The following is a 24,050-nucleotide window of genomic DNA, read 5'->3' on the forward strand; positions in this document are numbered from 1 at the left end:
TGCAAGGCTACCCAGACGTGGCGTTGTCGATCAGGAGCTTTCCCTGGTCCGCGACCAGGAACAGGGTGACCTTCTCGGTGCGCCGTCCCTCGCCCTTGAGCACGTAGGAGTAGCGGTACGTGACGGTCATCCGCGTGGGGTCGGCGGAGATGTCGAGGATCGTGGGGTTCTTCACCCTGCCCCAGAACCCGGCGTAGTCGGGGCTGTTCGCCTGGTACGCCGGCGTCAACAGCGCGAACCCTCGCGCTGGGTCGGTGCTCGCGGTGGTGACGTAGTCGCGGGCGAAGGCCTCCATCTCGGCCGCCGTCGGCGCGCTCGGCGTCACCGCCGGCCCGGTCGGCGTGCTCGCGGTCGGCGTCTCGCGCGCGGTCGGCGCCTCGTCGTCGCCGGACCGGAAGGCAAGGACGGCCGCACCCAGCAGCACGACCACCAGGGCCGCGACCGCGACCGCGATCCTCCCGACGGAGCGGCGCGCCGGAGGCACGGCGGGCAGCATCGCGGTGTGCTCGGCCACGTCGGCGGTGCGGGCGAGCTGGTCACGCACCTCGACCATCGTCGGGCGCGCCAGCGGGTCCTTCGACATGGTGCGGGCCAGCAGCGGCGCCAGCCAGCCGGCGCCGGCCACGACCGGCGGATCCTCGTGGGCGATCCGGTACACCACCGCCAGGGGACCGTTGTCGAGGTCGTCGCGGTGGTACGGCGGCCGCCCGCTCAGCAGGTGCGCCAGGGTCGCGCCGAGCGACCAGACGTCGCTCGCCGGCGTGGCGTGGCCGCCCATCGCGACCTCGGGCGCCAGGTAGGCGGGGGAGCCGGTCACCAGTCCGGTGCGGGTCAGCGTCGCGTCGTCGGAGCCGCGGGCGATGCCGAAGTCGGTCAGCTTCGCGCCGTCGGGTCCGCTGAGGATGTTCGACGGCTTCACGTCGCGGTGCACGATGCCGAGCTCGTGGGCCTGGGCCAGCGCGTCCGCGATCGGCGCCAGCAGCCCGGCCGCCTCGTCGGGGGAGAGGGCGGCGTCGCGCACCACGGCCGACAGCGACGGGCCCTCGACCAGCTCCATCACCAGCCAGGCGCCGTCGGCCTCGGTCACCAGGTCGTAGACCGCGACCACGTGCGGGTGCCCGAGCTGCGCGGCGAGCCGCGCCTCCCGCTCGGCCCGCACCGCCTCGTCACCCTCGCCGGCCGTGGGACCGAGTCGCTTGAGCGCGACCGTGCGGCCGAGCACCTCGTCGTACGCGGCCCAGACGGCACCATGGGCACCGCGCCCGATCTCCTGCTGGACGGTGTAGCGCCCCGCGATCCGTTGGTTGGTCATCGTCCTGGCAACGTACCCGCGTCCACCGAGGAGAACCCAGTGCGCCGCCGACACGCCCATGGGGCACCCTTGGAGCGGGGACGAGCCCCGAACCACCACCTAAGGAGAGGACCGACGTGTCCGTCGACACCACGCTTCTGGACGACCTCGAGTGGCGCGGCCTGCTGGCCGAGTCCACCGATCGCGACGCGCTGCGCACAGCGCTGAGCGGCGGGAGCGTCCGGTTCTATGTGGGCTTCGACCCGACCGCGCCGAGCCTCCACATGGGCAACCTGGTCCAGATCGTCACCGCGATGCGCCTCCAGCGCGCCGGGCACACCCCCTTCGCGCTCGTCGGCGGCGCCACGGGCATGATCGGCGACCCCCGCGACTCGGGGGAGCGCACGCTCAACTCGCTCGACACCGTCCAGGAGTGGACCGCGCGGGTGCGCGGCCAGATCGAGCCGTTCCTCTCCTTCGAGGGCGAGAACGCCGCGACCATGGTCAACAACCATGACTGGACCGAGGGCCTGTCGGTCATCGACTTCCTCCGCGACATCGGCAAGCACTTCCCGGTCAACCGGATGCTCGCGCGCGAGACCGTGAAGCGCCGTCTCGAGTCCGGCATCAGCTACACCGAGTTCTCCTACGTGCTCTTGCAGTCCATGGACTTCCTGACCCTCTACCGCGAGCGGGGGGTCACGCTGCAGTTCGGCGGCTCCGACCAGTGGGGCAATCTCACCGGCGGCGTCGAGCTGATCCGGCGCGCCGAGAGCGGCACCGCCCATGCCTTCGCCACGCCGCTGATCACCAAGGCCGACGGCACCAAGTACGGCAAGACCGAGGGCGGCGCGCTGTGGCTGGACGCGGACATGATGCCGCCGTACGCCTTCCACCAGTTCTGGCTCAACGTCGAGGACGAGAAGGTGGGCGAGCTGCTGCGGGTGTTCACCTTCCTCCCGCGCGCGGAGATCGAGGAGCTCGAGGCGCGCCACGCGGAGAAGCCCTTCCTGCGTGAGGCCCAGAAGGTGCTGGCCGACGAGGTCACCACCCTGGTCCACGGCGCCGACGAGACCGCAAACGCGAAGGCGGCCGCCGAGGCGCTGTTCGGTGGCGGCGACGTCACCCGGCTCTCCGGCCCGACGCTCGCCGCCGCCCTGGGCGAGGCCGGCACGGTCGAGGTCGACGGCAGCGCCGGCATCCCCGACATCGTCGAGCTGCTGACCCTGACGGGGCTGGCGAAGTCCAAGGGGGAGGCCCGGCGCACCATCGCGGAGGGCGGCGCGTACCTCAACAACGTGCGGGTCGACGACGCCGAGCAGGTGCCGACCGCGGCCGACCTGATCGGCTCGTCGTGGCTGGTGCTGCGACGCGGCAAGAAGCGCTTCGCCGGCGTACGGGTGCGCTGAGCACGCAGACATCCCCCCTCGTGGGCGGTCCCTCCGGGGGCCGCCCACGAGGCGTTTTCAGGCTCGTGGAGGCCCCTCTGGAGCCCTGTGGCCCGGGTCACGTCGTTTCGATTTGTGCTTCTGGCCGGGTGTGCGTAATGTTCTCTTTGTCGCCGGGTGCGGCGGGAAGCAAGACGGCGGTCAGCCGGAGGGCTTCCGGCCCCGCGACCACCAAGTCTCGAACTCCTGGTTCGGACACCGGTCAGAAAAGCAAGTCCTTGCGGATTTGGCACAGACCGGAGTCAGACTCTAAGGTTTCGGACTGCATCAGCACGAGGACGAACCGCGCCGCCAGGCTCGGGAAACTTCGGAGCGTGTGATGTTTGAGAACTCAACAGTGTGTCATGCATAGATTGTTGTGACGTTTGTGTGCATCTGATCTCCGTTTGGGGGTTGGGTGTGTGTTTTCGGCAATGATGATTCTGATGACAGTTTGTCAGCAGGTCTGAATGCTTGGTTTGAATTTTCTTATGGAGAGTTTGATCCTGGCTCAGGACGAACGCTGGCGGCGTGCTTAACACATGCAAGTCGAGCGGAAAGGCCCTTTCGGGGGTACTCGAGCGGCGAACGGGTGAGTAACACGTGAGTAATCTGCCCTGTGCTCTGGGATAGCCACCGGAAACGGTGATTAATACCGGATACGACCACTATAGGCATCTGTTGGTGGTGGAAAGTTTTTTCGGCATGGGATGTGCTCGCGGCCTATCAGCTTGTTGGTGAGGTAATGGCTCACCAAGGCTTTGACGGGTAGCCGGCCTGAGAGGGTGACCGGTCACACTGGGACTGAGACACGGCCCAGACTCCTACGGGAGGCAGCAGTGGGGAATATTGGACAATGGGCGGAAGCCTGATCCAGCAACGCCGCGTGAGGGATGACGGCCTTCGGGTTGTAAACCTCTTTCAGTACCGACGAAGCGAAAGTGACGGTAGGTACAGAAGAAGGACCGGCCAACTACGTGCCAGCAGCCGCGGTAATACGTAGGGTCCGAGCGTTGTCCGGAATTATTGGGCGTAAAGGGCTCGTAGGCGGTTTGTCGCGTCGGGAGTGAAAACACCGGGCTTAACTCGGTGCTTGCTTCCGATACGGGCAGACTAGAGGTATGCAGGGGAGAATGGAATTCCTGGTGTAGCGGTGAAATGCGCAGATATCAGGAGGAACACCGGTGGCGAAGGCGGTTCTCTGGGCATTACCTGACGCTGAGGAGCGAAAGTGTGGGGAGCGAACAGGATTAGATACCCTGGTAGTCCACACCGTAAACGTTGGGCGCTAGGTGTGGGGCCTATTCCATGGGTTCCGTGCCGTAGCTAACGCATTAAGCGCCCCGCCTGGGGAGTACGGCCGCAAGGCTAAAACTCAAAGGAATTGACGGGGGCCCGCACAAGCGGCGGAGCATGCGGATTAATTCGATGCAACGCGAAGAACCTTACCTGGGTTTGACATACACCGGAAGCCCCCAGAGATGGGGGTCTCTTTGATACTGGTGTACAGGTGGTGCATGGCTGTCGTCAGCTCGTGTCGTGAGATGTTGGGTTAAGTCCCGCAACGAGCGCAACCCTCGTTCCATGTTGCCAGCGGGTTATGCCGGGGACTCATGGGAGACTGCCGGGGTCAACTCGGAGGAAGGTGGGGATGACGTCAAGTCATCATGCCCCTTATGTCCAGGGCTTCACGCATGCTACAATGGCCGGTACAAAGGGCTGCGATCCCGTGAGGGGGAGCGAATCCCAAAAAGCCGGTCTCAGTTCGGATTGGGGTCTGCAACTCGACCCCATGAAGTCGGAGTCGCTAGTAATCGCAGATCAGCAACGCTGCGGTGAATACGTTCCCGGGCCTTGTACACACCGCCCGTCACGTCACGAAAGTCGGCAACACCCGAAGCCGGTGGCCTAACCCTTGTGGGGGGAGCCGTCGAAGGTGGGGCTGGCGATTGGGACGAAGTCGTAACAAGGTAGCCGTACCGGAAGGTGCGGCTGGATCACCTCCTTTCTAAGGAGCACACCCGCATCGATGGCCGAATGTGTTGTCGTGTTATGGGGTGTTCGGATAGTGGAACGCAACGATCGTTGACCGAGAGTTTTCTTGGTTGGTAGGTATGGCACGCTGTTGGGTGTCTGAGGCATCAGACGCCCGCCCTGAGTGTGGGGTGTTGCGCTGGTTTGGCTTCTGGTTGTTTGATTTCTTCATAGTGGACGCGAGCATTAATATAGTGTTTGTTTCGTGATTGTTTTGTGTGTTCTCTTAATTGGTTTGTTCCATGACGGTGGCCATTGACTGTTGCAGCGTGTTTGTTTGTTGTGTGTGTTGGTGGTTTGTTGTGGGCAAGTTGTTAAGGGCACATGGTGGATGCCTTGGCATCGAGAGCCGATGAAGGACGTTGGAGCCTGCGATATGCCCTGGGGAGTTGGCAACCGAGCGTTGATCCGGGGATGTCCGAATGGGGAAACCCAGCTGGAGTCATGTCCAGTTACCCGCATCTGAATAAAATAGGGTGTGTGGAGGGAACACGGGGAAGTGAAACATCTCAGTACCCGTAGGAAGAGAAAACAAAAGTGATTCCGAGAGTAGTGGCGAGCGAAATCGGATGAGGCTAAACCCATGTCGTGTGATAGCCGGCAGGCGTTGCGGTGTGGGGGTTGTGGGAGTGTTGTTTCCATCGCTGCCGTGGTGGAGCGCAGTAAGAAACCAAAGGCGAGGTCGAAGTCCGTTGGAAAGCGGTGCCGTAGCGGGTGATAGCCCCGTAGACGATAGTGTTTGGCTGTGTTCAGCATTTCCCAAGTAACACGCCACCCCTGAAATGGTGTGTGAATCTGGCGGGACCACCCGTTAAGCCTAAATACTCCTCGATGACCGATAGCGGACCAGTACCGTGAGGGAAAGGTGAAAAGTACCCCTGGCGGGGAGTGAAATAGTACCTGAAACCATGTGCCTACAATCCGTTGGAGCCTGCGCACTTGTTGCAGAGGGTGACAGCGTGCCTTTTGAAGAATGAGCCTGCGAGTTAGCGATACGTGGCGAGGTTAACCCGTGTGGGGTAGCCGTAGCGAAAGCGAGTCCGAATAGGGCGTTTGAGTCGCGTGTTCTAGACCCGAAGCGGAGTGATCTATCCATGGGCAGGTTGAAGCGCCGGTAAGACGGCGTGGAGGACCGAACCCACTTCAGTTGAAAATGGAGGGGATGACCTGTGGATAGGGGTGAAAGGCCAATCAAACTCCGTGATAGCTGGTTCTCCCCGAAATGCATTTAGGTGCAGCGTTGCGTGTTTCTTGCCGGAGGTAGAGCACTGGATAGCCGATGGGCCCTACCAGGTTACTGACGTTAGCCAAACTCCGAATGCCGGTAAGTGAGAGCGTGGCAGTGAGACTGTGGGGGATAAGCTTCATAGTCGAGAGGGAAACAGCCCAGACCATCGGCTAAGGCCCCTAAGAGGTGGCTAAGTGGAAAAGGATGTGGAGTCGCAGTGACAACCAGGAGGTTGGCTTGGAAGCAGCCACCCTTGAAAGAGTGCGTAATAGCTCACTGGTCAAGTGATTCCGCGCCGACAATGTAGCGGGGCTCAAGCCATCCGCCGAAGCCATGGCAATCGTATGTAACTCAGGCCACTACTTGATGGTGGTCCAGGGGTACGGTTGGGTAGGGGAGCGTCGTGTCACGGGTGAAGCGCCGGAGTGATCCAGGTGTGGATGTGACACGAGTGAGAATGCAGGCATGAGTAGCGAATCACGGGTGAGAAACCCGTGCGCCGATTGATCAAGGGTTCCAGGGTCAAGCTAATCTGCCCTGGGTAAGTCGGGACCTAAGGCGAGGCCGACAGGCGTAGTCGATGGACAACGGGTTGATATTCCCGTACCGGCGAAATGGCGCCCATGATGAGCCCGGTGATGCTAACCACCCGAAGCACCTCGTACTGATCCCTTCGGGGTGAGGGCTTGGTGTGGAGCGTGGGATCCGATCCGGTAGTAGTCAAGCGATGGGGTGACACAGGAAGGTAGCCCAACCGCCGCGATGGTAGACGGCGGGTAAGCATGTAGGACGGGGCTTAGGCAAATCCGGGTCCCAGCCCTTTGGTGGGTGAGTCTGAGATGTGATGCCGAGACCTTTTGGTCGAAGTGGGTGATCCTATGCTGTCGAGAAAAACCTCTAGCGAGCCATGAGCCGCCCGTACCCGAAACCGACTCAGGTGATCAGGTAGAGAATACCGAGGCGATCGAGACAACCATGGTTAAGGAACTCGGCAAAATGCCCCCGTAACTTAGGGATAAGGGGGGCCCGAGGCGTGTACCCACTTGCTGGGGAAGCGCCGGAGGCCGCAGAGACCAGGGGAAAGCGACTGTTTACTAAAAACACAGGTCCGTGCGAAGTTGTAAGACGATGTATACGGACTGACTCCTGCCCGGTGCTGGAAGGTTAAGAGGACGGGTTAGACGTAAGTCGAAGCTCAGAATTTAAGCCCCAGTAAACGGCGGTGGTAACTATAACCATCCTAAGGTAGCGAAATTCCTTGTCGGGTAAGTTCCGACCTGCACGAATGGAGTAACGACTTTCCTACTGTCTCAACCATGGACTCGGCGAAATTGCACTACGAGTAAAGATGCTCGTTACGCGCGGCAGGACGGAAAGACCCCGGGACCTTTACTATAGTTTGGCATTGGTGTTTGGTTCGGCTTGTGTAGGATAGGTGGGAGACTGTGAAGCCTCAACGCCAGTTGGGGTGGAGTCATCGTTGAAATACCACTCTGGTCGTACTAGATGTCTAACCTAGGGCCATGATCTGGTTCAGGGACAGTGCCTGATGGGTAGTTTAACTGGGGCGGTTGCCTCCCAAAATGTAACGGAGGCGCTCAAAGGTTCCCTCAGCCTGGTTGGCAATCAGGTGTTGAGTGTAAGTGCACAAGGGAGCTTGACTGTGAGACAGACATGTCGAGCAGGGACGAAAGTCGGAACTAGTGATCCGGCGACTCCGAGTGGAAGGGTCGTCGCTCAACGGATAAAAGGTACCCCGGGGATAACAGGCTGATCTTCCCCAAGAGTCCATATCGACGGGATGGTTTGGCACCTCGATGTCGGCTCGTCGCATCCTGGGGCTGGAGTAGGTCCCAAGGGTTGGGCTGTTCGCCCATTAAAGCGGCACGCGAGCTGGGTTTAGAACGTCGTGAGACAGTTCGGTCCCTATCCGCCGCGCGCGTAGGAAACTTGAGAAAGGCTGTCCCTAGTACGAGAGGACCGGGATGGACGAACCTCTGGTGTGCCAGTTGTACCGCCAGGTGCATGGCTGGTTGGCTACGTTCGGAAGTGATAACCGCTGAACGCATCTAAGCGGGAAGCACGTTTCAAGATGAGGTTTCCCACCCCTTTGTGGGTTAAGGCCCCCAGCAGAACACTGGGTTGATAGGCCGGAGGTGTACAGCAGTAATGCCCAGCCGACCGGTACTAATAGGCCGAAGACTTGCCACAACAAACCCCCAACACACTCAACAAGCACGACTGCACTGTGTTGGTGCGCGCGTCCACATGAAGAAGACCAACCCCAGACATACATGGGGTTCATAGAGTTACGGCGGCCATAGCGGCAGGGAAACACCCGGTCCCATCCCGAACCCGGAAGTTAAGCCTGCCAGCGCCGATGGTACTGCAACCGAGAGGATGTGGGAGAGTAGGACGCCGCCGGACAAACATTCAGGTAGGGGCCACCCATGCGGGTGGCCCCTACTCTGTTTTGGACCTAGATTCCTCAATAGCGATCTCGAGTAGTCCCAGGAGACTGACGTGGCAGACCAGCGTGGCCGTCGTGACGGCGCGGGTGCCCCCCGCAAGGGTGCGCCCCGACAGGGTGGAGCTCCCCGCAAGGGTGCGAGCTCCCGGGGCGGCGAGGACCGCAAGCCCTATGACCGCAAGCCCGGCGGAGATCGCAAGCCGGGTGACCGCAAGCCGAGCGGCGACCGCCGCCGCTCCGACGACCGGAAGCCCGCGGGCCGCGGTGGTCAGGGTGGTCCCGAGCGGCGTCCGCGGCTCGACCCGGCGGAGCGGACGGAGAAGCAGGCCGTCTACGACGGTCCGCCGCTGCCCGAGGACGTGACCGGTGCCGAGCTGAGCGCCTCGGTGCGGGCGCATCTGAAGGGGCTGCCGGAGAAGCTCGCCGCACGCGTCGCGCGGCACCTCGCTGCCGCCGGTCAGCTGGTCGACGACGAGCCGGAGGTCGCCTACCAGCACACGCTGGCCGCCAAGGCCCGGGCGCCGCGGATCGCGGTGGTCCGGGAGGCGGTGGGCGAGGCGGCGTACGCGGCCGGGCACTACGCCGAGGCGCTCTCGGAGCTGCGGGCGGCGAAGCGGATGAACGGCGCGACGGCGTACCTGCCGATCATGGCCGACTGCCACCGCGCGCTCGGCAACCCGACCCGGGCGCTGGAGCTCGCGAAGAGCCCGTCCGTGGCGAAGTTCGTGCCGGCCGCCAAGGCGGAGATGACGCTGGTGGAGGCCGGAGCACGTCGCGACCTGGGCCAGCTGGACGCCGCGCTGCGCACGCTCGAGGTCTCGCCGCTGAACACGAAGACCCGGGAGCCGTGGGTGGTCCGGCTGCGCTATGCGTACGCCGACACCCTGGAGGAGGCGGGCCGGCTCAACGACGCACTCACCTGGTTCCACAAGACCAATGCGATCGACGCCGACGAGATCACCGACGCCGCGGAGCGCGCGGAGGCGGTGGAGAAGCGGATCGACCGCGGCTGAGCATCCCGCGTGGTGAGCCGGCCGCTCAGGGGCGGCCGGCGACGGTCACGATCGCCTGCCGGTTGCCGGCAGGCTGGGTGTCCCAGCGGATGTCCTCGCGGTAGGCGATCCGGATCCGGTCGATCACGGCGAGTGCCGCGTCGTCGGCCTCGACCCGGACCACGATCGAGTCGCCGCCGACCAGTCGCTCGCCCTCGGGGTTGACCAGGTCGGCACAGAACTGGTCGGGCTGGGTAGTGACGCCGATGGTGCCGCGGCGGCACAGCAGCGGAGTGACCTTCAGCTTCACGTCGCTGGTGGTGTGCACCCGGACCCCGGAGATGCGCAGGGTGCGGTCCAGGTCGGCGGGCGCGGCGAACATGCCGACGTAGAGAGGGGTGCCGACGACGCCCTTGGCGTTGACGACCTTCGCTGAGACGGGCAGCCGCTCGGGGGTCAGCGCGTACCAGACCAGCCAGGTCAGCAGCAGCCCGAGCGCGACGACCAGCGCGGCGATCCGCCAGCCGCGGGACTGGAACGAGGGCCGGGGGACTCCGGAGGTGTCGAGCTCCCGGTCGCGTCCGCGGGGCGGGCGCTCCGCACGACGACGCCCGGGGGCGGGCGCGGCGCTGGGAGCGGTTCCACCGTCGGTCATGGCCGAAGCGTAGGACACCGGGAGCCGCGCGCGTCGTACCTGCGACACTCCTGCGCATGACATTTCCTGCTCCCCGGATCCCCGAGCAGCCGAAGCGGCCCACGCTCGAGGGCAGTGTCGCCGTCAGGGACGGCCGGCGGCTCAGCTTCGCGGAGTACGGCTCGCGACGCGGCCCGGCGATCGTGTGGATGCACGGCACGCCCGGGGCGCGTCGCCAGATCCCCGTCGACGCGCGGGCGTACGCCGAGGAGGTGGGGGCGCGGATCATCGGGATCGACCGCCCGGGGATCGGGTCGTCGACGCCGCACCTCTACGCCAACGTGCTCGACTGGACCGCCGACCTGACCCTGCTGCTCGACGCTCTCGCGATCGACAGCGCGCGGGTGATCGGGCTGTCCGGCGGTGGTCCGTACGCGCTCGCCGCCGGCGCCGCGCTGCCCGACCGGGTGCCCGGGGTGGGCGTGCTCGGCGGCGTGGCGCCGACCCGGGGACCGGACGCCGCGGAGGGCGGGATCATCCAGCTGGCCGTGCACGCGGCGCCGCTGCTGGCCGCGACCCGGGTGCCGCTCGGGGTGGCGCTGACGGGTGCGATCCGCACCGTCAAGCCGCTGGCGGGTCCCGCGCTGGACCTGTACGCCGCGGTGCAGCCGCCGGGGGACAAGAACCTGCTGGCGCGTCCCGAGTTCAAGGCGATGTTCCTCGACGACCTGCTCAACGGGAGCCGGTTCCAGACCTCGGCGCCGTTGGCGGACCTGGTGCTGTTCACCCGGGACTGGGGCTTCCGGCTGGCCGAGGTGGGCGTGCCGGTGCGCTGGTGGCACGGCGACGACGACCACATCGTGCCCTTCCGGCACGGCCGGCACTGCGTCGACCGGCTCCCGGACGCCACGATGACCACGATCGACGGAGAGAGCCACCTGGGTGGGTTGGGCATCGCGGTGCGCGTCATGGACGAGCTGCTGGCGCTCGGCGCCTGATTGCGGCCCGACGCCTGCGTGCGGCAGGGTGTGACCCAGACACGCGGCGGTTGCGCTGGTGTCGCGCCGTCCCATGGGCCACAATGGGAACACAACATCACAGGTGTCACTCCGCAACGGTGCCCGCACGCGTTCGCGACCTCGACACCTCCGTTGAGACCGCTGGGGAAGGCGTATCTCACGCCGGAGGTAGAGGGAAGCGAGGGTTCGTGGTGACCGGAAGCATGAGTGCGACCAGGGGCGTGTTCTACGTCCACTCCGCGCCGTCCGCGCTGTGCCCCCACATCGAGTGGGCCGTGGGCGGTGTGCTCGGCGTACCCGTCAACCCGGACTGGACGCCGCAGCCGGCGCAGTCGGGGACCTACCGGGCCGAGTTCTCCTGGACCGGCAAGGTCGGCTCGGCCGCCGAGATGGCCTCCGCGCTGCGCGGATGGAACCACCTGCGCTTCGAGGTGACCGAGGAGCCGACCTCCTCGACCGAGGGCGCCCGGTTCTCCTACACGCCCGACCTGGGCGTCTTCCACGCCGTGATGGGCCTGCACGGCGACATCATGATCCCCGAGGACCGGCTCAAGGCGTCGGTGGTCCGCGCCGCGCTCGGCGAGGTCACCCTCGAGAACGAGATCGACAAGCTCCTCGGCAAGCCGTGGGACGACGAGCTGGAGACCTTCCGGCACGCCGGTGAGGGTGCTCCCGTCCGCTGGCTGCACCAGGTCGTCTGAGCGCCACCCCGTCCCACCCGCGAACGCAGCAAGCGCCCCGGCTCGGTCTCGAGCCGGGGCGCTCGTCGTGCGGGAGCATCTCGGTGGGGCAGGGCCGCTGGACGGGAGGGGTTCCAGCGGCCCTGGATCGCGGAGCGCGTTCGCGGCCGGGGTGTCGGGGCGAGCGCGCTCGGGCCGTCAGGAGGGCGACCCGAAGACGACGGCGACGTTCGCGCCGCCGAAGCCGAAGGAGTTGTTGATCGCGGCGATGTCGCCCAGCGGGAGGTCCCGCGGCTTGGTGGCGACGTCGAGCTCGACGCGCTCGTCCTTCTCGTCGAGGTTGATGGTCGGGGGAGCGGTGCGGTGGTGCAGCGCGAGCACCGTGGCGACCGCCTCGAGGGCGCCGGCGCCGCCGAGCAGGTGACCGGTCATCGACTTGGTGGCCGAGACGACCAGGTCGTTGGCCGCCGAGCCGAGGACCGCGTGCAGCATCAGCGACTCGGCGACGTCGCCCTGCGGGGTCGAGGTGGCGTGCGCGTTGACGTGGGCGATGTCGGACGGCGTCACGCCGGCGTCGGCGACCGCGGCCTTGATGGCGCGGGCGCCACCGCGACCGGCCGGGTCGGGCTGCGCGATGTCGTGGGCGTCGGCGGTGATGCCGGTGCCGAGGACCTCGGCGTAGATCCGGGCGCCGCGGGCCTGGGCGTGCTCCAGCGACTCGAGGACGAGGGCGCCGGCGCCCTCACCGAGCACGAAGCCGTCGCGGGCCACGTCGAAGGGCCGCGACACGGTGGTGGGGTCGCCGTCGTTCTTCGACAGCGCCATCATGTTGGCGAAGGCGGCGATGGGCAGCGGGTGGATGGCCGCCTCGGTGCCGCCGGCGATGGCGACGTCGACGCGGCCGAGCCGGATCTGGTCGGCGGCCAGCGAGATCGCCTCGTTGCCGGACGCGCACGCCGAGACCGGGGTGTTGACCGGGCCGCGGGCGCCCAGCTTGAGGCTGATGGTCGCCGCCGGGGCGTTCGCCATCAGCATGGGCACGGAGATCGGCGAGACCCGCCGCGGCCCCTTCTCGAGCAGCACCTCGTGGTTGGACAGCAGCGTCTGCACGCCGCCGATGCCGGAGGCGAAGGCGACGCCGAACCGTTCGCCGTCGAGGTCGCCCGCCTCCTGGACGGCGTCGAGCCCGGAGTCGGCCCACGCCTCGAGCGCCGCCACCAGGGCGAACTGCGAGGAGCGGTCCAGGCGCCGGGCGACGACGCGGTCGAGGACGTCGGTGGGCTCGACGGCGGCCGTGCCACCGATCTTGACGGGGAGACCCTCAGCCAGGTCGCCGAGGGGACGGATCCCCGAGCGACCGGCGAGCAGGCCCTCCCAGGTGCTGGCGACGTCGCCGCCGAGCGGGCTGGTGGTGCCCAAGCCGGTCACGACGACACGAGTGCGGGACATGGCTGATGGTCTCCCTTGGTGAGTCAGGTGGATCAGGCGGCGCGGTTGCGCTCGATGTAGGCGACGGCGTCACCGACGGTCTTGAGGTTCTTGACCTCGTCGTCGGGGATGGTGACGCCGAACTTCTCCTCGGCCTCGACGACGACCTCGACCATGGAGAGCGAGTCGACGTCCAGGTCGTCGCTGAACGACTTGTCCAGCTGCACGCTGTCGGCCGGGATGCCGGCGACCTCGTTGACGATCTCGGCGAGGGCGGCGCGGATCTCTTCGGTGCTCATTCTCTTCTTCTCCCGTGGTTGGTGGGTGGTGCTGGGTGGTGCAATCCGTGGGACGGGCGGAGCCGTCAGGGGATGACGACGACCTGGGCGGCGTACGCCAGGCCGGCGCCGAAGGCGATGAGCAGGGCGGTGTCGCCCGACTTCGCGTCGCCCTCGTCGATCATCCGGCGCAGCGCCATCGGGACCGAGGCCGCCGAGGTGTTGCCGGCGTCGATGATGTCGCGGGCGATCCGGACCGACTCCGGCAGCTTCAGCGAGCGGGCCATCGCGTCGGTGATCCGGTTGTTGGCCTGGTGCGGCACGAAGCAGTCGAGCTGGTCGGCGGTGATGCCGGCGCTGTCGAGGGCCTGCTGGGCGACCTTGGCCATCCCGTACGACGCCCAGCGGAAGACCTCGTTGCCCTTCATCGACAGGCACGGCATCTTCATCTCGCCGGAGGCCAGGATGTCGCGCCAGTCGGGGGTGCGGATGTGGTCGTAGTGCTCGCCGTCGGAGCCCCAGACGACCGGCCCGATGCCCGGCGTCTCGGACGGACCCACGACGACCGCGCCCGCGCCGTCGGCGAAGATGAACGCCGTGCCGCGGTCGGTCGGGTCGGTGATGTCGGAGAGCCGCTCGACGCCGATGACCAGCGCGTAGCCGGCGCTGCCGCCGCGCACCATGTCGTTGGCCAGCGCGACGCCGTGGCAGAAGCCGGCACAGGCCGCGGAGATGTCGAAGGCGGCCGCCTGCTCGGTGCCGAGCTGGTGGGCGATCATGGTGGCGGCCGACGGGGTCTGCAGCAGGTGGCTGACCGTGGCGACGATCACGCAGTCGATCTGCGGGGCGTCCACGCCGGCGGCGGCCAGGGCCTCCTGGGCGGCCGCGACGCTCATCGAGACGACCGTCTCGTCGTCGGAGGCGAAGCGCCGGGTCTTGATGCCGGAGCGCTGCTGGATCCACTCGTCGCTGGAGTCGATCGCGTCGATCACCTCGGAGTTGGGGACGACCCGACGCGGGCGGTAGGCGCCGACGCCGAGGATCGCGGCGTGCGCGGCTCCGGTCGCGGTGCTCAGGGTGGCGCTCATGCGGGCACGACCTGGGACTGGCGGGCGTGGCGCTCGCAGAAGGCGCGGGCCTCGTCGAGCTGCTCGGGTCCGGAGAGGGCGAAGGTCTCGACCCCCGGCTCGCGGCCGCGGAAGTAGCGCTTCGCGATCCCGGTGAGGGTGCCGGCCGGCGGCAGCTCCAGGACGCCGGTGACGCCGAGCTCGGTCATCGTGGCCAGGCACAGGTCCCAGCGGACCGGGCGCGCGATCTGGCCGACGATCCGGTCGAGCACGTCACGGCCCGCCGAGATCGCGGTGCCGTCGGAGTTGGTGAGGAAGGGCGTGTGGGCGTCGGCCACGGCGACCGCGCGCGCCAGGCGCGTGACGTGGTCGACGGCGGGGGCCATGTGGGGGGAGTGGAAGGCGCCGGCCACCGAGAGCGGCCGCAGCCGGCCGCCCTGGGGAGGGTTCTCGGCGAAGGCGGCGAGCTGCTCGGTCGTGCCGGCGGCGACGATCTGGCCGGGGCCGTTGTCGTTGGCGGCGGTCAGGCCCTGGGCGGCGATGGCGGCGAGCACCGCGTCGCGGTCCCCGCCGAGGACGGCGGTCATGCCGGTCGGGGTCACCGCGGCGGCCGCGGCCATCGCGCTGCCACGCTCGCGGACCAGCACCATGGCCTGCTCGGCGGTGAGGACGCCGGCGCCGACGGCCGCGGTGAGCTCACCGACGCTGTGGCCGGTGACGGCGTCCGGGGTGGCTCCGAGCCGGCGGGCGGCCACCAGGCCGGCAGCGACCAGCAGCGGCTGGGCGATCTTGGTGTCGCGGATCGTGTCCTCGTCGGCCTCGGTGCCGTAGTGGACCAGGTCCAGCCCGGCGACGGCGGAGAGCCAGTCGAGGTCGGCGGCGACGGTGTCGTCCTCCAGCCAGGGCGAGAGGAATCCTGGCGTCTGCGCGCCTTGTCCGGGGGCCACGATCACGAGCACGGATCCAGCCTGCCTGTCGGGGGTCGGGGACCGCGCCTGCGTCGTCCACGAACTTGGCGGCGCGTCCTTGTGGGAGTCCTACAACGCGATCTCAGGGGGACTGCCGGCCCAGCACCAGGGCCAGCTGGAGGGTGAGCGCGTCGCGGGGCACGGACGGCGTGAGTCCGGTCAGGTCGGCGATCTGGCCGAGGCGGTAGCGCACCGTGTTGGCGTGGACGAACAGGGAGCGGGCGGTGGCCTCGATGCCGGCGCCGTTGGCGAAGTAGGCGACCAGGGTCTCGACCAGCTCGCCGCGGGACTCCGCGAGCGGGCGGTAGAGGTCGTCGATCGCCTCGCGCCGCGCGAGGTCGTCGCCGGCGAGGATCCGCTCGGGGAGCAGGTCGTGGGCCGAGACCGGCCGGGGCGCGTCCGGCCAACCGGCGGCGGCGCGCAGGGCGTCGAGGGCGACCCGGGCCGAGACATGGGCGTGGGCCAGGTCGGTCGCGCTCGGGCCGACGACCACGGCGCCGTCGCCGAACAGGTGGACGACGGTGCTCGCGTCCTTCTCGAGGTGGCTCACGCCGCCGAGGATCACCACGAGCAGATGGCCCTGGACCGCGCTGAGGGCGTCCAGGCCGCCCTCCCGGGCCGCCCGGCGTACGTCGTCGAAGACGCCGGTCTGGGGCGCGGAGGCCTCGGGCGGGGCGGTGCCGACGACGACCGCGACCTCACCGCGGGAGGACCAGCCGACGGCGCTCGCCCGGGACAGCACGGCCTCGTCGGTCTCCGCGCGGAGCACGGCGTCGACGGCGAGCGCCTCCAGCCGGGCGTCCCAGCGGCCGCGGACCTCGGCCGCCCGGGCGTAGACCTCGGCCGTGGCGAAGGCGACCTCGCGGCCGTAGCGCAGCACGGCGGCGTGGACGTCGGGCAGCACCTCGGGGTCGAGCAGCCGCTCGATGTTGCCCTCGACCTCGTCGATGGTGAGCTTGATCAGGTCCACGGTCTGGTGCAGGTCGACGGTGCCGGCCATGGTGCGCGGGGCGGCGCCGAAGACCTGGCCGACCAGGGCGTGGTCCTGCGGGTCGGAGCCGCCGCCGTCGGCGAACCAGTCGACGAAGCCCTTCACGCCGGCCTGGACGATCATCGCGACGTACGAGCGCTCCTCGGCGCTCAGGTCGCGGAACCAGGCCAGGTCGGCGTCCATCCGGGAGGTCGCGGCGGTGCTCAGCGAGCCGGTCGCGGCGCGCAGCTGCCGGGTGGCCTCGGCCCGCTGCGCCGAACCGGTGGGGGACATGTCGCAAGCCTAGTGTTCGGGCGGTGCCCGCAATGCGGAGGCGGGGGTGTCGGGCCGCCCGGGCGCGTGGTTGAATCGTGCACCATTGCTAGCAGGAGTGAGCATTCGCTAGCCGAGCGCTGAGGGGGTGCGGCGATGTCGGTGGGGAACGACGTCCGGCACGAGGTCGAGTACGTCACGCTGCACGGCAAGCGCCGGGCGTACGTCAAGAAGGGGTCGGGGCCGGCGGTCCTGCTGCTGCACGGGCTGGCCTGCGACCACACGACGTGGGCGCACGTCATCGACGACCTCGCCGAGCGCTACACCGTGATCGCACCGGACCTGCTCGGCCACGGCCTGTCCGACAAGCCGCGGGCCGACTACACCCTCGGCGGGTACGCCAACGGGATGCGCGACCTGCTCACCGTCCTCGGCATCGACAAGGTGACCGTGGTCGGCCACAGCTTCGGCGGCGGCGTCGCGATGCAGTTCGCCTACCAGTTCCCCGAGCGGACCCAGCGGGTGATGCTCGTCTCCACCGGCGGCCTCGGGCCCGAGGTGACGCCGATGATCCGGCTGATCCAGGTGCCGGGCTGGTTCCGCGCCGTCGGGCTGCTCACGCTCCCCGGGATCCGGCAGGTCGAGACCTTCGCGCTGCGGACGGCGTCCGGTCGGCTCACCTTCGGACCGCTGCGCAAGTACACCCGCGACCTCGACGAGGTCGCCGACATCGTCGATTCGTGGAAGGACCGGCGCACCCGGTTCGCGATCCGCCACCTGGTCCGTGCCGTCATCGACTGGCGTGGCCAGATCGTGACCATGGCGGACCGCGCCTACCTCAGCGAGGCGATGCCGATGTCGGTGCTGTGGGGCGTGGAGGACCAAGTGATCCCCGCGACGCACGCCGAGAACGCGCGGGCGCTGGCGCCCGACGTGCGGGTCGACGTGCTGGCCGACGCCGGGCACTTCCCCCACAAGGACCACCCGGAGGAGTTCGTCCGGCTGCTCGACGACTTCATCTCCACGACCGAGCCGGCGGCGTACAACCGGGCGCGGTTCCGGCGGATGCTCAAGGCCGGTGCGACCGCGCCGCTCGGGCCGCTGGCGGCGGTCGCCGCAGCGGAGGCTCGCGACGAGGCGGTCACCCCTGCCTGAGCTCGGTCGGCCGTGCTGACGACCCTCACCAGCGTCTTCTGCCTGCTGGCGGTGGTGCGGGCGCTCGACGGCGTGCACTTCTTCGGGGCGGTGGCCGAGACCATCATCGCGCTGCTGCGCACCCGGCGCTCCCTGGTGCTGGGTCTGGTCGGCATCACCCTGGTCGCCTCGATGCTGATCACCAACGACATGGCGCTGCTGACGCTGCTGCCGTTGACCGTGGTGACGCTGCGGGCGACGGGCAACGACGACCTGCTGACCTTCGTCTTCGTGATGGAGACGGTCGCGGCCAACCTCGGCGGTATGATCACGCCCTTCGGCAGCCCGCAGAACCTCTACCTCTACCAGTTCTACGGGCTCGGGCTGGGCGACTTCCTGCGGATCATGGTGCTGCCGTTCGCGGCGTCCGTGGTGCTGATCGTGCTCGCCTGCCTGCGGGTGGGCAGCACGCCGCACGAGCCCGTGGTGCTGCCGCACCGGGTGGTCGTCGGCCGGACCCTGCTCTACCTGGCGCTGTTCGCGCTGACGGTCGCGATCGTGGTCCGGGCGGTCCCGGCCTGGGCCGGGCTGGTCGTCGTACTGGTGCTGCTGGTGGCCGACCGCTCGGCGCTGCTGAAGGTCGACTGGCTGCTGCTGGTGGTGCTCGCCGTCTTCTTCGCGGTCGCCGAGGGCCTGTCCCGGGTGCCGAGCGTGGCGAGCGCGCTGGGAGACGTGCTCGCCTGGGACCCGCTGGTCGTGAGCGCCCTCGCCAGCCAGGTGCTGTCGAACGTGCCGACGGCGGTGCTCGCGGCGCCGTTCACCGGCGAGCACGCGCAGCTGCTCGTCGGGGTCAACATCGGCGGGGTCGGGACCGTCGTGGCGTCGCTGGCGAGCCTGATCACGCTGCGGCAGCACGTGGCGGAGCGGCCGGGGGAGACCCGGCGCTTCCTGCGGGTCTTCACGGTGGTCAACGTCGGGTTCCTGGCGGTGCTGCTGGTCGTCACGCGAGGGGCGGTCGCGGCCGGCTGGCTGTGACCGCCCCTCGGTGTGGTCGACCCGGGCTCAGGCGTCGCCGCCCTCCTGCAGCACGCCGGCGACCGCGGTCGGGTCGTCGATCCGGTAGCGCTCGACGGCCTCCTTGACCCGGCCCGGGTCGATCTCGCCGGCGTCGGCGAGCGCGGCGAGGGCCTGGACGACGACCGACGGGGCGTCGACCTGGAAGAACCGGCGCGCGGCGGGCCGGGTGTCGGCGAAGCCGAAGCCGTCGGCGCCGAGGACGTGGTAGTCGGCCGGCACCCACTGCGCGATCTGGAGCGGGACGGCGGTCATGTAGTCGGAGACCGCGACCACGGGCGCCTGGCCCTCGCCCAGCGCCTGGGTGACGTACGGCGTGCGGTGCGCCTCGTCCGGGTGGAGCAGGTTCCACTTCTCGGTGGCGATGCCGTCGCGGGCCAGCTCGTTCCACGACGTGACCGACCAGGTCTCGGCCTGGACGCCCCACTCGTCGGCGAGGATCCGCTTGGCGTCCTCGATCCACGGGAACCCGACGCCGGAGGCGAGCAGGCGCACCCGCGGTCCGTCGGCGGTCCCGGAGTCGGAGACCCGGTAGATGCCCCTGAGCAGGCCGGCGACGTCGAGGTCCTCGGGCTCGGCGGGCTGGGCGACCGGCTCGTTGTAGACGGTGAGGTAGTAGATGACGTCCTCGCCGCGCGGGTGGGCCTCGCTGGCGCCGTACATCCGCTCCAGGCCGGCGCGCATGATGTGGCCGACCTCGTAGCCGAAGGCCGGGTCGTAGTGGACCACCGCGGGGTTGGTGGCGGCGAGCAGCGGCGAGTGGCCGTCGGCGTGCTGCAGGCCCTCGCCGGTGAGCGTCGTGCGACCGGCGGTGGCGCCGATCAGGAAGCCGCGGGCGAGCTGGTCGGCCATCGCCCAGATCGAGTCGCCGGTGCGCTGGAAGCCGAACATCGAATAGAAGATGTAGAACGGGATCATCGGCTCGCCATGGGTGGCGTACGACGACCCGGCGGCGATCGCGGACGCCATCGCCCCGGCCTCGGAGATGCCCTCGTGGAGCATCTGTCCGCTGGTCGACATCTTGTACTGCAGCAGCATGTTGCGGTCGACGGACTCGAACTGCTGGCCGTGGGGGTCGTAGACCTTCGCCGAGGGGAACATGGCGTCCATCCCGAAGGTGCGGTACTCGTCGGGTGCGATCGGGACCAGGCGCTGGCCGATGCCGGGGTCCTTCATCCAGTCCTTGAGCAACCGGACCGCGGCCATGGTGGTCGCGACCTTGTGGGCGCCGGCGCCCTTCTTGAGCTCGGCGTACACGCCGTCGCCGGGCAGGGTCAGCATCGTGGAGCGGTCCACCCGCCGGGGGAGCGAGCCGCCGAGCTGGCGGCGGCGCTCCATCATGTACTCGATCTCGGGGGAGTCCGCGCCCGGGTGGAAGAAGGGCGCGGCACCGGTGGTCTCGTAGGCCGTCTCCAGGTCGCGGTCGCTGATCGGCAGGTAGAGCCGGTCGCGGAACTTCTTCAGGTCGTCCTGGGTCAGCTTCTTCATCTGGTGCGTGGCGTTCTTGCCCTCGAGGGCGTCGATCGTCCAGCCCTTGACCGTGTGGGCCAGGATCACCGTCGGCTGGCCGACGTGCTTGGTGGCCGAGTCGAACGCGGCGTACACCTTGCGGTAGTCGTGACCGCCGCGCGGCAGCTTCTCGATCTGGCGGTCGGTCATGTGCTCGACCATGGCGCGCAGGCGCGGGTCGGAGCCGAAGAAGTGCTCGCGGTTGTAGGCGCCGGACTCGACCGAGAAGGTCTGGAAGGCGCCGTCGGGCGTGGAGTTCATCTGGTTGACCAGCACGCCGTCGACGTCGCGGGCGAGCAGGGCGTCCCACTCGCGGCCCCAGACGACCTTGATCACGTTCCAGCCGGCGCCGCGGAAGTTGGCCTCCAGCTCCTGGATGATCTTGCCGTTGCCGGTGACCGGGCCGTCGAGCTGCTGCAGGTTGCAGTTGACCACCCAGGTGAGGTTGTCGAGCTCCTCGCGGGCGGCGATCCGGATCGCGCCCAGCGACTCCGGCTCGGCCATCTCGCCGTCGCCGAGGAAGGCCCAGACGTGCTGCTGGCTGGTGTCCTTGATGCCGCGGTTGTGCAGGTAGCGGTTGAACCGCGCCTGGTAGATCGAGTTGATGCCGGTCAGGCCCATCGAGACGGTCGGGAACTCCCAGAAGTCCGGCATCAGCCGCGGGTGGGGGTACGACGGCAGGCCGGCGCCCTTGCCGTGCTGGACCTCCTGGCGGAACCGGAACAGCTGGTCCTCGCTCAGCCGGCCCTCGAGGAAGGCGCGGGCGTAGATGCCGGGGGAGGCGTGGCCCTGGATGAAGAGCTGGTCGCCGCCACCCGGGTGGTCCTTGCCGCGGAAGAAGTGGTTGAAGCCGACCTCGTAGAGCGAGGCGCTGGACTGGTAGGTGGCGATGTGCCCACCGACCTCCAGCCCCTTGCGGTTGGCGCTGGACACCATCACCGCGGCGTTCCAGCGGATGAACGCGCGGATCCGGCGCTCGACGTCCTCGTCACCGGGGAACCACGGCTCGCGCTCGGGCGGGATGGTGTTGATGTAGTCGGTGCTCCGCAGTGCCGGCACGCCGACCTGTGCCTCGCGGGCCCGCTCCAGCAGGCGCAGCATGACGTAGCGGGCCCGCTCCCGGCCGCGCTCGTCGACGAGGGCGTTGAACGAGTCGATCCAGTCCTGGGTCTCGTCGGGGTCGATGTCGGGCAGCTGGGTCGGCAGGCCCTCGTGGATGACCGAGGGGGTCGACGCCGTGCGCACGGCCGGGGTGGTGCCGTCGGGGTTCGTGTCGGAGGTCACGTCGCCCATCGTTGCACCTCACCCGAGGGCAGAAAATCTACCCGTCGGTCACCTGCCCGGGGACCTTCCGCGGACCGGAGGGTTGCGCCGCGGCCCCTGACTCCGCTGGACTACTCCCCAACCCGCACCTGCGGGATGTTCGTCGTACCCGAACCACTGGAGGACTCACCGTGACTTCGACCGCCACCGGCGGCACCAGCTCATCCGGCCCGACCGGACCCGCAGAGAGGATGGGCCTCAAGCAGGGGATGGTGGTCCAGGAGCTCGGCTGGGACAACGACACCGACGACGAGCTGCGCGTCGCGATCGAGGACGCCATCGACGGCGACATGGTCGACGGCGACTACGGCAACGTCGTCGACGCCGTCCTGCTGTGGTGGCGCAACGACGACGGCGACCTGGTCGACGGCCTGGTCGACGCCCTCACCGACCTGGTCGGCGGCGGCGTGATCTGGCTCCTGACGCCCAAGATCGGCCGCCCGGGCGCGGTCGACGCGGCCGACATCGCCGAGGCGGCCCCCATCGCCGGCCTCTCGCAGACCTCCGCGGCGGCCGTGAGCAAGGACTGGGCCGCGAGCCGACTGGTGGCGCCGAAGTCCGTCTCGTAGCCAGGTGGGCTTGAATAGGGGCATGGGGAAGCTCGCGCACCTGGTCACCGGCCGGGTCAAGGACACCGGAACCAGCCTCAAGATCCTCACCGAGTCGGGGATCGTGCGCCCCTACTCCCCGCGGGTGCTGGCCGGGATGGCCAACGCCCTGCGCCAGTGGAGCACCACGCCCGCGGGCGGGTTCAAGACCATCGCGCTGCGGATGCCGGAGCAGGTCGCGATCATCGACGAGCGCGGCTCGCTCACCTTCGGCGAGCTGCAGGCGCGCACCAACGCGCTGGCCCACGGGCTGCGCGCCCGAGGCGTGCGGTCCGGCGACGGAGTGGCCGTCATGTGCCGCAACCACCGCGGCTTCATCGAGGCCTCGATCGCGATCAGCAAGCTCGGTGCCGACGTCCTCTACCTCAACACCGCCTTCGCCGGCCCGCAGCTGGCCGACGTGATCGCGCGGGAGAAGCCGCGCGTCGTCGTCCACGACGAGGAGTTCACCGGCCTGCTGTCCGAGGCCGACATCGCCGACCGGGTGCTCGGCTGGACCGACGGCGAGCCCGGGCCGGACTCGCTCGAGGGGATCATCTCCGCGGGCCTCGCCGCCCGGCGTACCGACGACCTGGCCCCGCCCGCGAGCAAGGGCCGCACCATCATCCTGACCTCCGGCACGACGGGTACGCCGAAGGGCGCGCCCCGGCCCCAGGGTGGGCTGCCGGCGGCGATCTCGCTGCTGTCGCGGATGCCGCTCAAGAGCGGCTGGAAGTGCCATGTCGCCGCGCCGCTGTTCCACACCTGGGGCTTCGCGCACTACCAGCTCGCGATGATGCTCGGCACCACGCTCGTGCTCACCCGCAGGTTCGACCCCGAGGACGCGCTGCGCCTGCTGCGCGACGAGCGGTGCGACTCCTTCGCGGTGATCCCGGTGATGCTGCAGCGGATCCTCGCCCTGCCCGACGAGACGCTGGACCGCTACCCGCTGCCGAACCTGAAGGCGGTCGCGTCCTCCGGCTCCGCCCTGCCCGGTGACCTGCCGACGCAGTGGATGGACCGCTTCGGCGACAACCTGTACTCCATCTACGGCTCCACCGAGGTCGCCTGGGCCTCGATCGCCTCCCCCCAGGACCTGCGCGAGGCGCCGGGCTGCGCCGGCCGGCTGCCCCACCAGACCGTCGTCCGGATCCTCGACGCCGACGGCCGCGAGGTGCCGGTCGGGGAGTCGGGCCGGATCTTCGTCGGCAACAGCCTCCAGATCGAGGGCTACACCGGTGGCGGCGGCAAGGAGATGGTCGACGGGCTGATGTCGTCCGGCGACGTCGGGCGCTTCGACGCCGAGGGCCGGCTCTACGTCGAGGGCCGCGACGACGAGATGATCGTCTCCGGCGGCGAGAACGTCTTCCCCAAGGAGGTCGAGGACTGCCTGGCGACCCACGAACGGGTGGCCGAGGTCGCCGCGATCGGCGTCGAGGACCCCGACTTCGGCAAGCGGCTGCGCGCCTTCGTGGTGCGCGTCCCCGACACCGAGCCGGTCTCCGCCGACGAGCTCAAGGACCTGGTCAAGCAGAACCTGGCCCGGTTCAAGGTGCCGCGCGAGATCGTCTTCCTCGACGAGCTGCCGCGCAATGCGACCGGCAAGGTGCTCAAGCGCGAGCTTGCCGCCCTGGACCCGTCCGAGTCGTCCGAGTGAGGCCCGA

General features: G+C 68.5%; 16 protein-coding genes and 3 rRNA genes. 11 read left to right on the top strand and 8 right to left on the bottom strand.

The annotated features are described in order from the left end of the window. Window positions 1-7 precede the first annotated feature (7 nt). A complete protein-coding gene (locus tag JOD66_RS24135) occupies window positions 8-1,312 on the bottom strand; it encodes a serine/threonine-protein kinase (protein ID WP_204839340.1) in 1,305 nt (434 codons plus the stop codon). Between the two features lie 116 nt (window positions 1,313-1,428). Between JOD66_RS24135 and tyrS the strand changes: the two genes are divergently transcribed. The 5 genes from tyrS (at window position 1,429) to JOD66_RS24160 (ending at window position 9,463) form a co-directional block, all read left to right on the top strand. Next, the gene (gene tyrS / locus JOD66_RS24140; RefSeq protein ID WP_204839341.1) at window positions 1,429-2,700 is read left to right on the top strand and encodes a tyrosine--tRNA ligase; all 1,272 of its coding nucleotides are present in this window, start codon (window positions 1,429-1,431) and stop codon (window positions 2,698-2,700) included. Between the two features lie 506 nt (window positions 2,701-3,206). Beyond that, window positions 3,207-4,726 (top strand): 16S ribosomal RNA (locus tag JOD66_RS24145). Window positions 4,727-5,056: 330 nt separating this feature from the next. Continuing rightward, window positions 5,057-8,191, top strand: a 23S ribosomal RNA gene (locus JOD66_RS24150). 99 nt (window positions 8,192-8,290) lie between these two features. After that, window positions 8,291-8,407 (top strand): 5S ribosomal RNA (rrf, locus tag JOD66_RS24155). The 16S, 23S and 5S rRNA genes sit together here, the layout of an rRNA operon. 96 nt (window positions 8,408-8,503) lie before the next feature. Beyond that, window positions 8,504-9,463, top strand: coding sequence for a tetratricopeptide repeat protein (locus JOD66_RS24160; RefSeq protein ID WP_239545421.1), 960 nt, complete (start codon window positions 8,504-8,506; stop codon window positions 9,461-9,463). 25 nt (window positions 9,464-9,488) lie between these two features. Here JOD66_RS24160 and JOD66_RS24165 read toward each other — a convergent pair whose 3' ends face one another. Beyond that, complete coding sequence (locus JOD66_RS24165; protein ID WP_204839342.1) at window positions 9,489-10,097, bottom strand: hypothetical protein; 609 nt, start codon at window positions 10,095-10,097, stop codon at window positions 9,489-9,491. A 56-nt stretch (window positions 10,098-10,153) separates the two neighbouring features. Here JOD66_RS24165 and JOD66_RS24170 point away from each other — a divergent pair, with 56 nt between their 5' ends. Beyond that, complete coding sequence (locus tag JOD66_RS24170; protein WP_204839343.1) at window positions 10,154-11,074, top strand: alpha/beta fold hydrolase; 921 nt, start codon at window positions 10,154-10,156, stop codon at window positions 11,072-11,074. Window positions 11,075-11,298: 224 nt separating this feature from the next. Beyond that, window positions 11,299-11,796, top strand: coding sequence for a DUF3145 domain-containing protein (locus JOD66_RS24175; RefSeq protein WP_204839344.1), 498 nt, complete (start codon window positions 11,299-11,301; stop codon window positions 11,794-11,796). 177 nt (window positions 11,797-11,973) lie between these two features. Here JOD66_RS24175 and fabF read toward each other — a convergent pair whose 3' ends face one another. From fabF to JOD66_RS24200, 5 genes are all read right to left on the bottom strand, one after another. Then, window positions 11,974-13,224, bottom strand: coding sequence for a beta-ketoacyl-ACP synthase II (gene fabF / locus JOD66_RS24180; RefSeq protein WP_204839345.1), 1,251 nt, complete (start codon window positions 13,222-13,224; stop codon window positions 11,974-11,976). 32 nt (window positions 13,225-13,256) lie between these two features. Further along, the gene (locus JOD66_RS24185) at window positions 13,257-13,502 is read right to left on the bottom strand and encodes an acyl carrier protein (protein ID WP_141799363.1); all 246 of its coding nucleotides are present in this window, start codon (window positions 13,500-13,502) and stop codon (window positions 13,257-13,259) included. 65 nt (window positions 13,503-13,567) lie between these two features. Next, a complete protein-coding gene (locus JOD66_RS24190) occupies window positions 13,568-14,569 on the bottom strand; it encodes a beta-ketoacyl-ACP synthase III (protein WP_204839346.1) in 1,002 nt (333 codons plus the stop codon). Then, window positions 14,566-15,507, bottom strand: a complete 942-nt coding sequence (locus JOD66_RS24195; RefSeq protein ID WP_204839347.1) for an ACP S-malonyltransferase — start codon at window positions 15,505-15,507, stop codon at window positions 14,566-14,568. Before JOD66_RS24195 ends, JOD66_RS24190 begins: the two co-directional genes overlap by 4 nt. Before the next feature lie 91 nt (window positions 15,508-15,598). After that, window positions 15,599-16,780 (bottom strand): PucR family transcriptional regulator, encoded by a 1,182-nt coding sequence (locus JOD66_RS24200; RefSeq protein WP_204839348.1) that lies wholly within the window; start codon window positions 16,778-16,780, stop codon window positions 15,599-15,601. Window positions 16,781-16,915: 135 nt separating this feature from the next. Between JOD66_RS24200 and JOD66_RS24205 the strand changes: the two genes are divergently transcribed. Together JOD66_RS24205 and JOD66_RS24210 are read left to right on the top strand one after the other, a co-directional pair. Continuing rightward, complete coding sequence (locus JOD66_RS24205) at window positions 16,916-17,914, top strand: alpha/beta fold hydrolase (RefSeq protein WP_204839349.1); 999 nt, start codon at window positions 16,916-16,918, stop codon at window positions 17,912-17,914. 12 nt (window positions 17,915-17,926) lie between these two features. Continuing rightward, complete coding sequence (locus JOD66_RS24210) at window positions 17,927-18,928, top strand: SLC13 family permease (protein WP_204839350.1); 1,002 nt, start codon at window positions 17,927-17,929, stop codon at window positions 18,926-18,928. Between the two features lie 27 nt (window positions 18,929-18,955). On the opposite strand, the gene aceE is transcribed toward JOD66_RS24210, so the two are convergent. Then, on the bottom strand, window positions 18,956-21,721 hold the full coding sequence (aceE, locus tag JOD66_RS24215) for a pyruvate dehydrogenase (acetyl-transferring), homodimeric type (protein ID WP_307823786.1): 2,766 nt from the start codon (window positions 21,719-21,721) through the stop codon (window positions 18,956-18,958). A gap of 209 nt (window positions 21,722-21,930) precedes the next feature. On the opposite strand from aceE, the gene JOD66_RS24220 reads away from it, so the two are divergent. Both JOD66_RS24220 and JOD66_RS24225 read left to right on the top strand, forming a co-directional pair. Continuing rightward, a complete protein-coding gene (locus tag JOD66_RS24220; protein ID WP_443678800.1) occupies window positions 21,931-22,368 on the top strand; it encodes a DUF3052 domain-containing protein in 438 nt (145 codons plus the stop codon). A gap of 22 nt (window positions 22,369-22,390) precedes the next feature. Further along, window positions 22,391-24,043, top strand: a complete 1,653-nt coding sequence (locus JOD66_RS24225; protein ID WP_204839352.1) for an AMP-binding protein — start codon at window positions 22,391-22,393, stop codon at window positions 24,041-24,043. The last annotated feature ends 7 nt before the right edge of the window (window positions 24,044-24,050 follow it).

The sequence above is a fragment of the Nocardioides nitrophenolicus genome (assembly GCF_016907515.1).
Lineage (GTDB): Bacteria > Actinomycetota > Actinomycetes > Propionibacteriales > Nocardioidaceae > Nocardioides > Nocardioides nitrophenolicus.

What these genes read in the sequence shown, in the direction of transcription:
- JOD66_RS24135 (WP_204839340.1), bottom strand. Translation starts at nt 1,312, where the DNA reads ATGACCAACCAACGGATCGCGGGGCGCTACACCGTCCAGCAGGAGATC.
- JOD66_RS24190 (WP_204839346.1), bottom strand. Translation starts at nt 14,569, where the DNA reads ATGAGCGCCACCCTGAGCACCGCGACCGGAGCCGCGCACGCCGCGATC.
- JOD66_RS24205 (WP_204839349.1), top strand. Translation starts at nt 16,916, where the DNA reads ATGTCGGTGGGGAACGACGTCCGGCACGAGGTCGAGTACGTCACGCTG.
- JOD66_RS24225 (WP_204839352.1), top strand. Translation starts at nt 22,391, where the DNA reads ATGGGGAAGCTCGCGCACCTGGTCACCGGCCGGGTCAAGGACACCGGA.
- JOD66_RS24165 (WP_204839342.1), bottom strand. Translation starts at nt 10,097, where the DNA reads ATGACCGACGGTGGAACCGCTCCCAGCGCCGCGCCCGCCCCCGGGCGT.
- fabF (WP_204839345.1), bottom strand. Translation starts at nt 13,224, where the DNA reads ATGTCCCGCACTCGTGTCGTCGTGACCGGCTTGGGCACCACCAGCCCG.
- JOD66_RS24170 (WP_204839343.1), top strand. Translation starts at nt 10,154, where the DNA reads ATGACATTTCCTGCTCCCCGGATCCCCGAGCAGCCGAAGCGGCCCACG.
- JOD66_RS24175 (WP_204839344.1), top strand. Translation starts at nt 11,299, where the DNA reads ATGAGTGCGACCAGGGGCGTGTTCTACGTCCACTCCGCGCCGTCCGCG.
- JOD66_RS24185 (WP_141799363.1), bottom strand. Translation starts at nt 13,502, where the DNA reads ATGAGCACCGAAGAGATCCGCGCCGCCCTCGCCGAGATCGTCAACGAG.
- JOD66_RS24200 (WP_204839348.1), bottom strand. Translation starts at nt 16,780, where the DNA reads ATGTCCCCCACCGGTTCGGCGCAGCGGGCCGAGGCCACCCGGCAGCTG.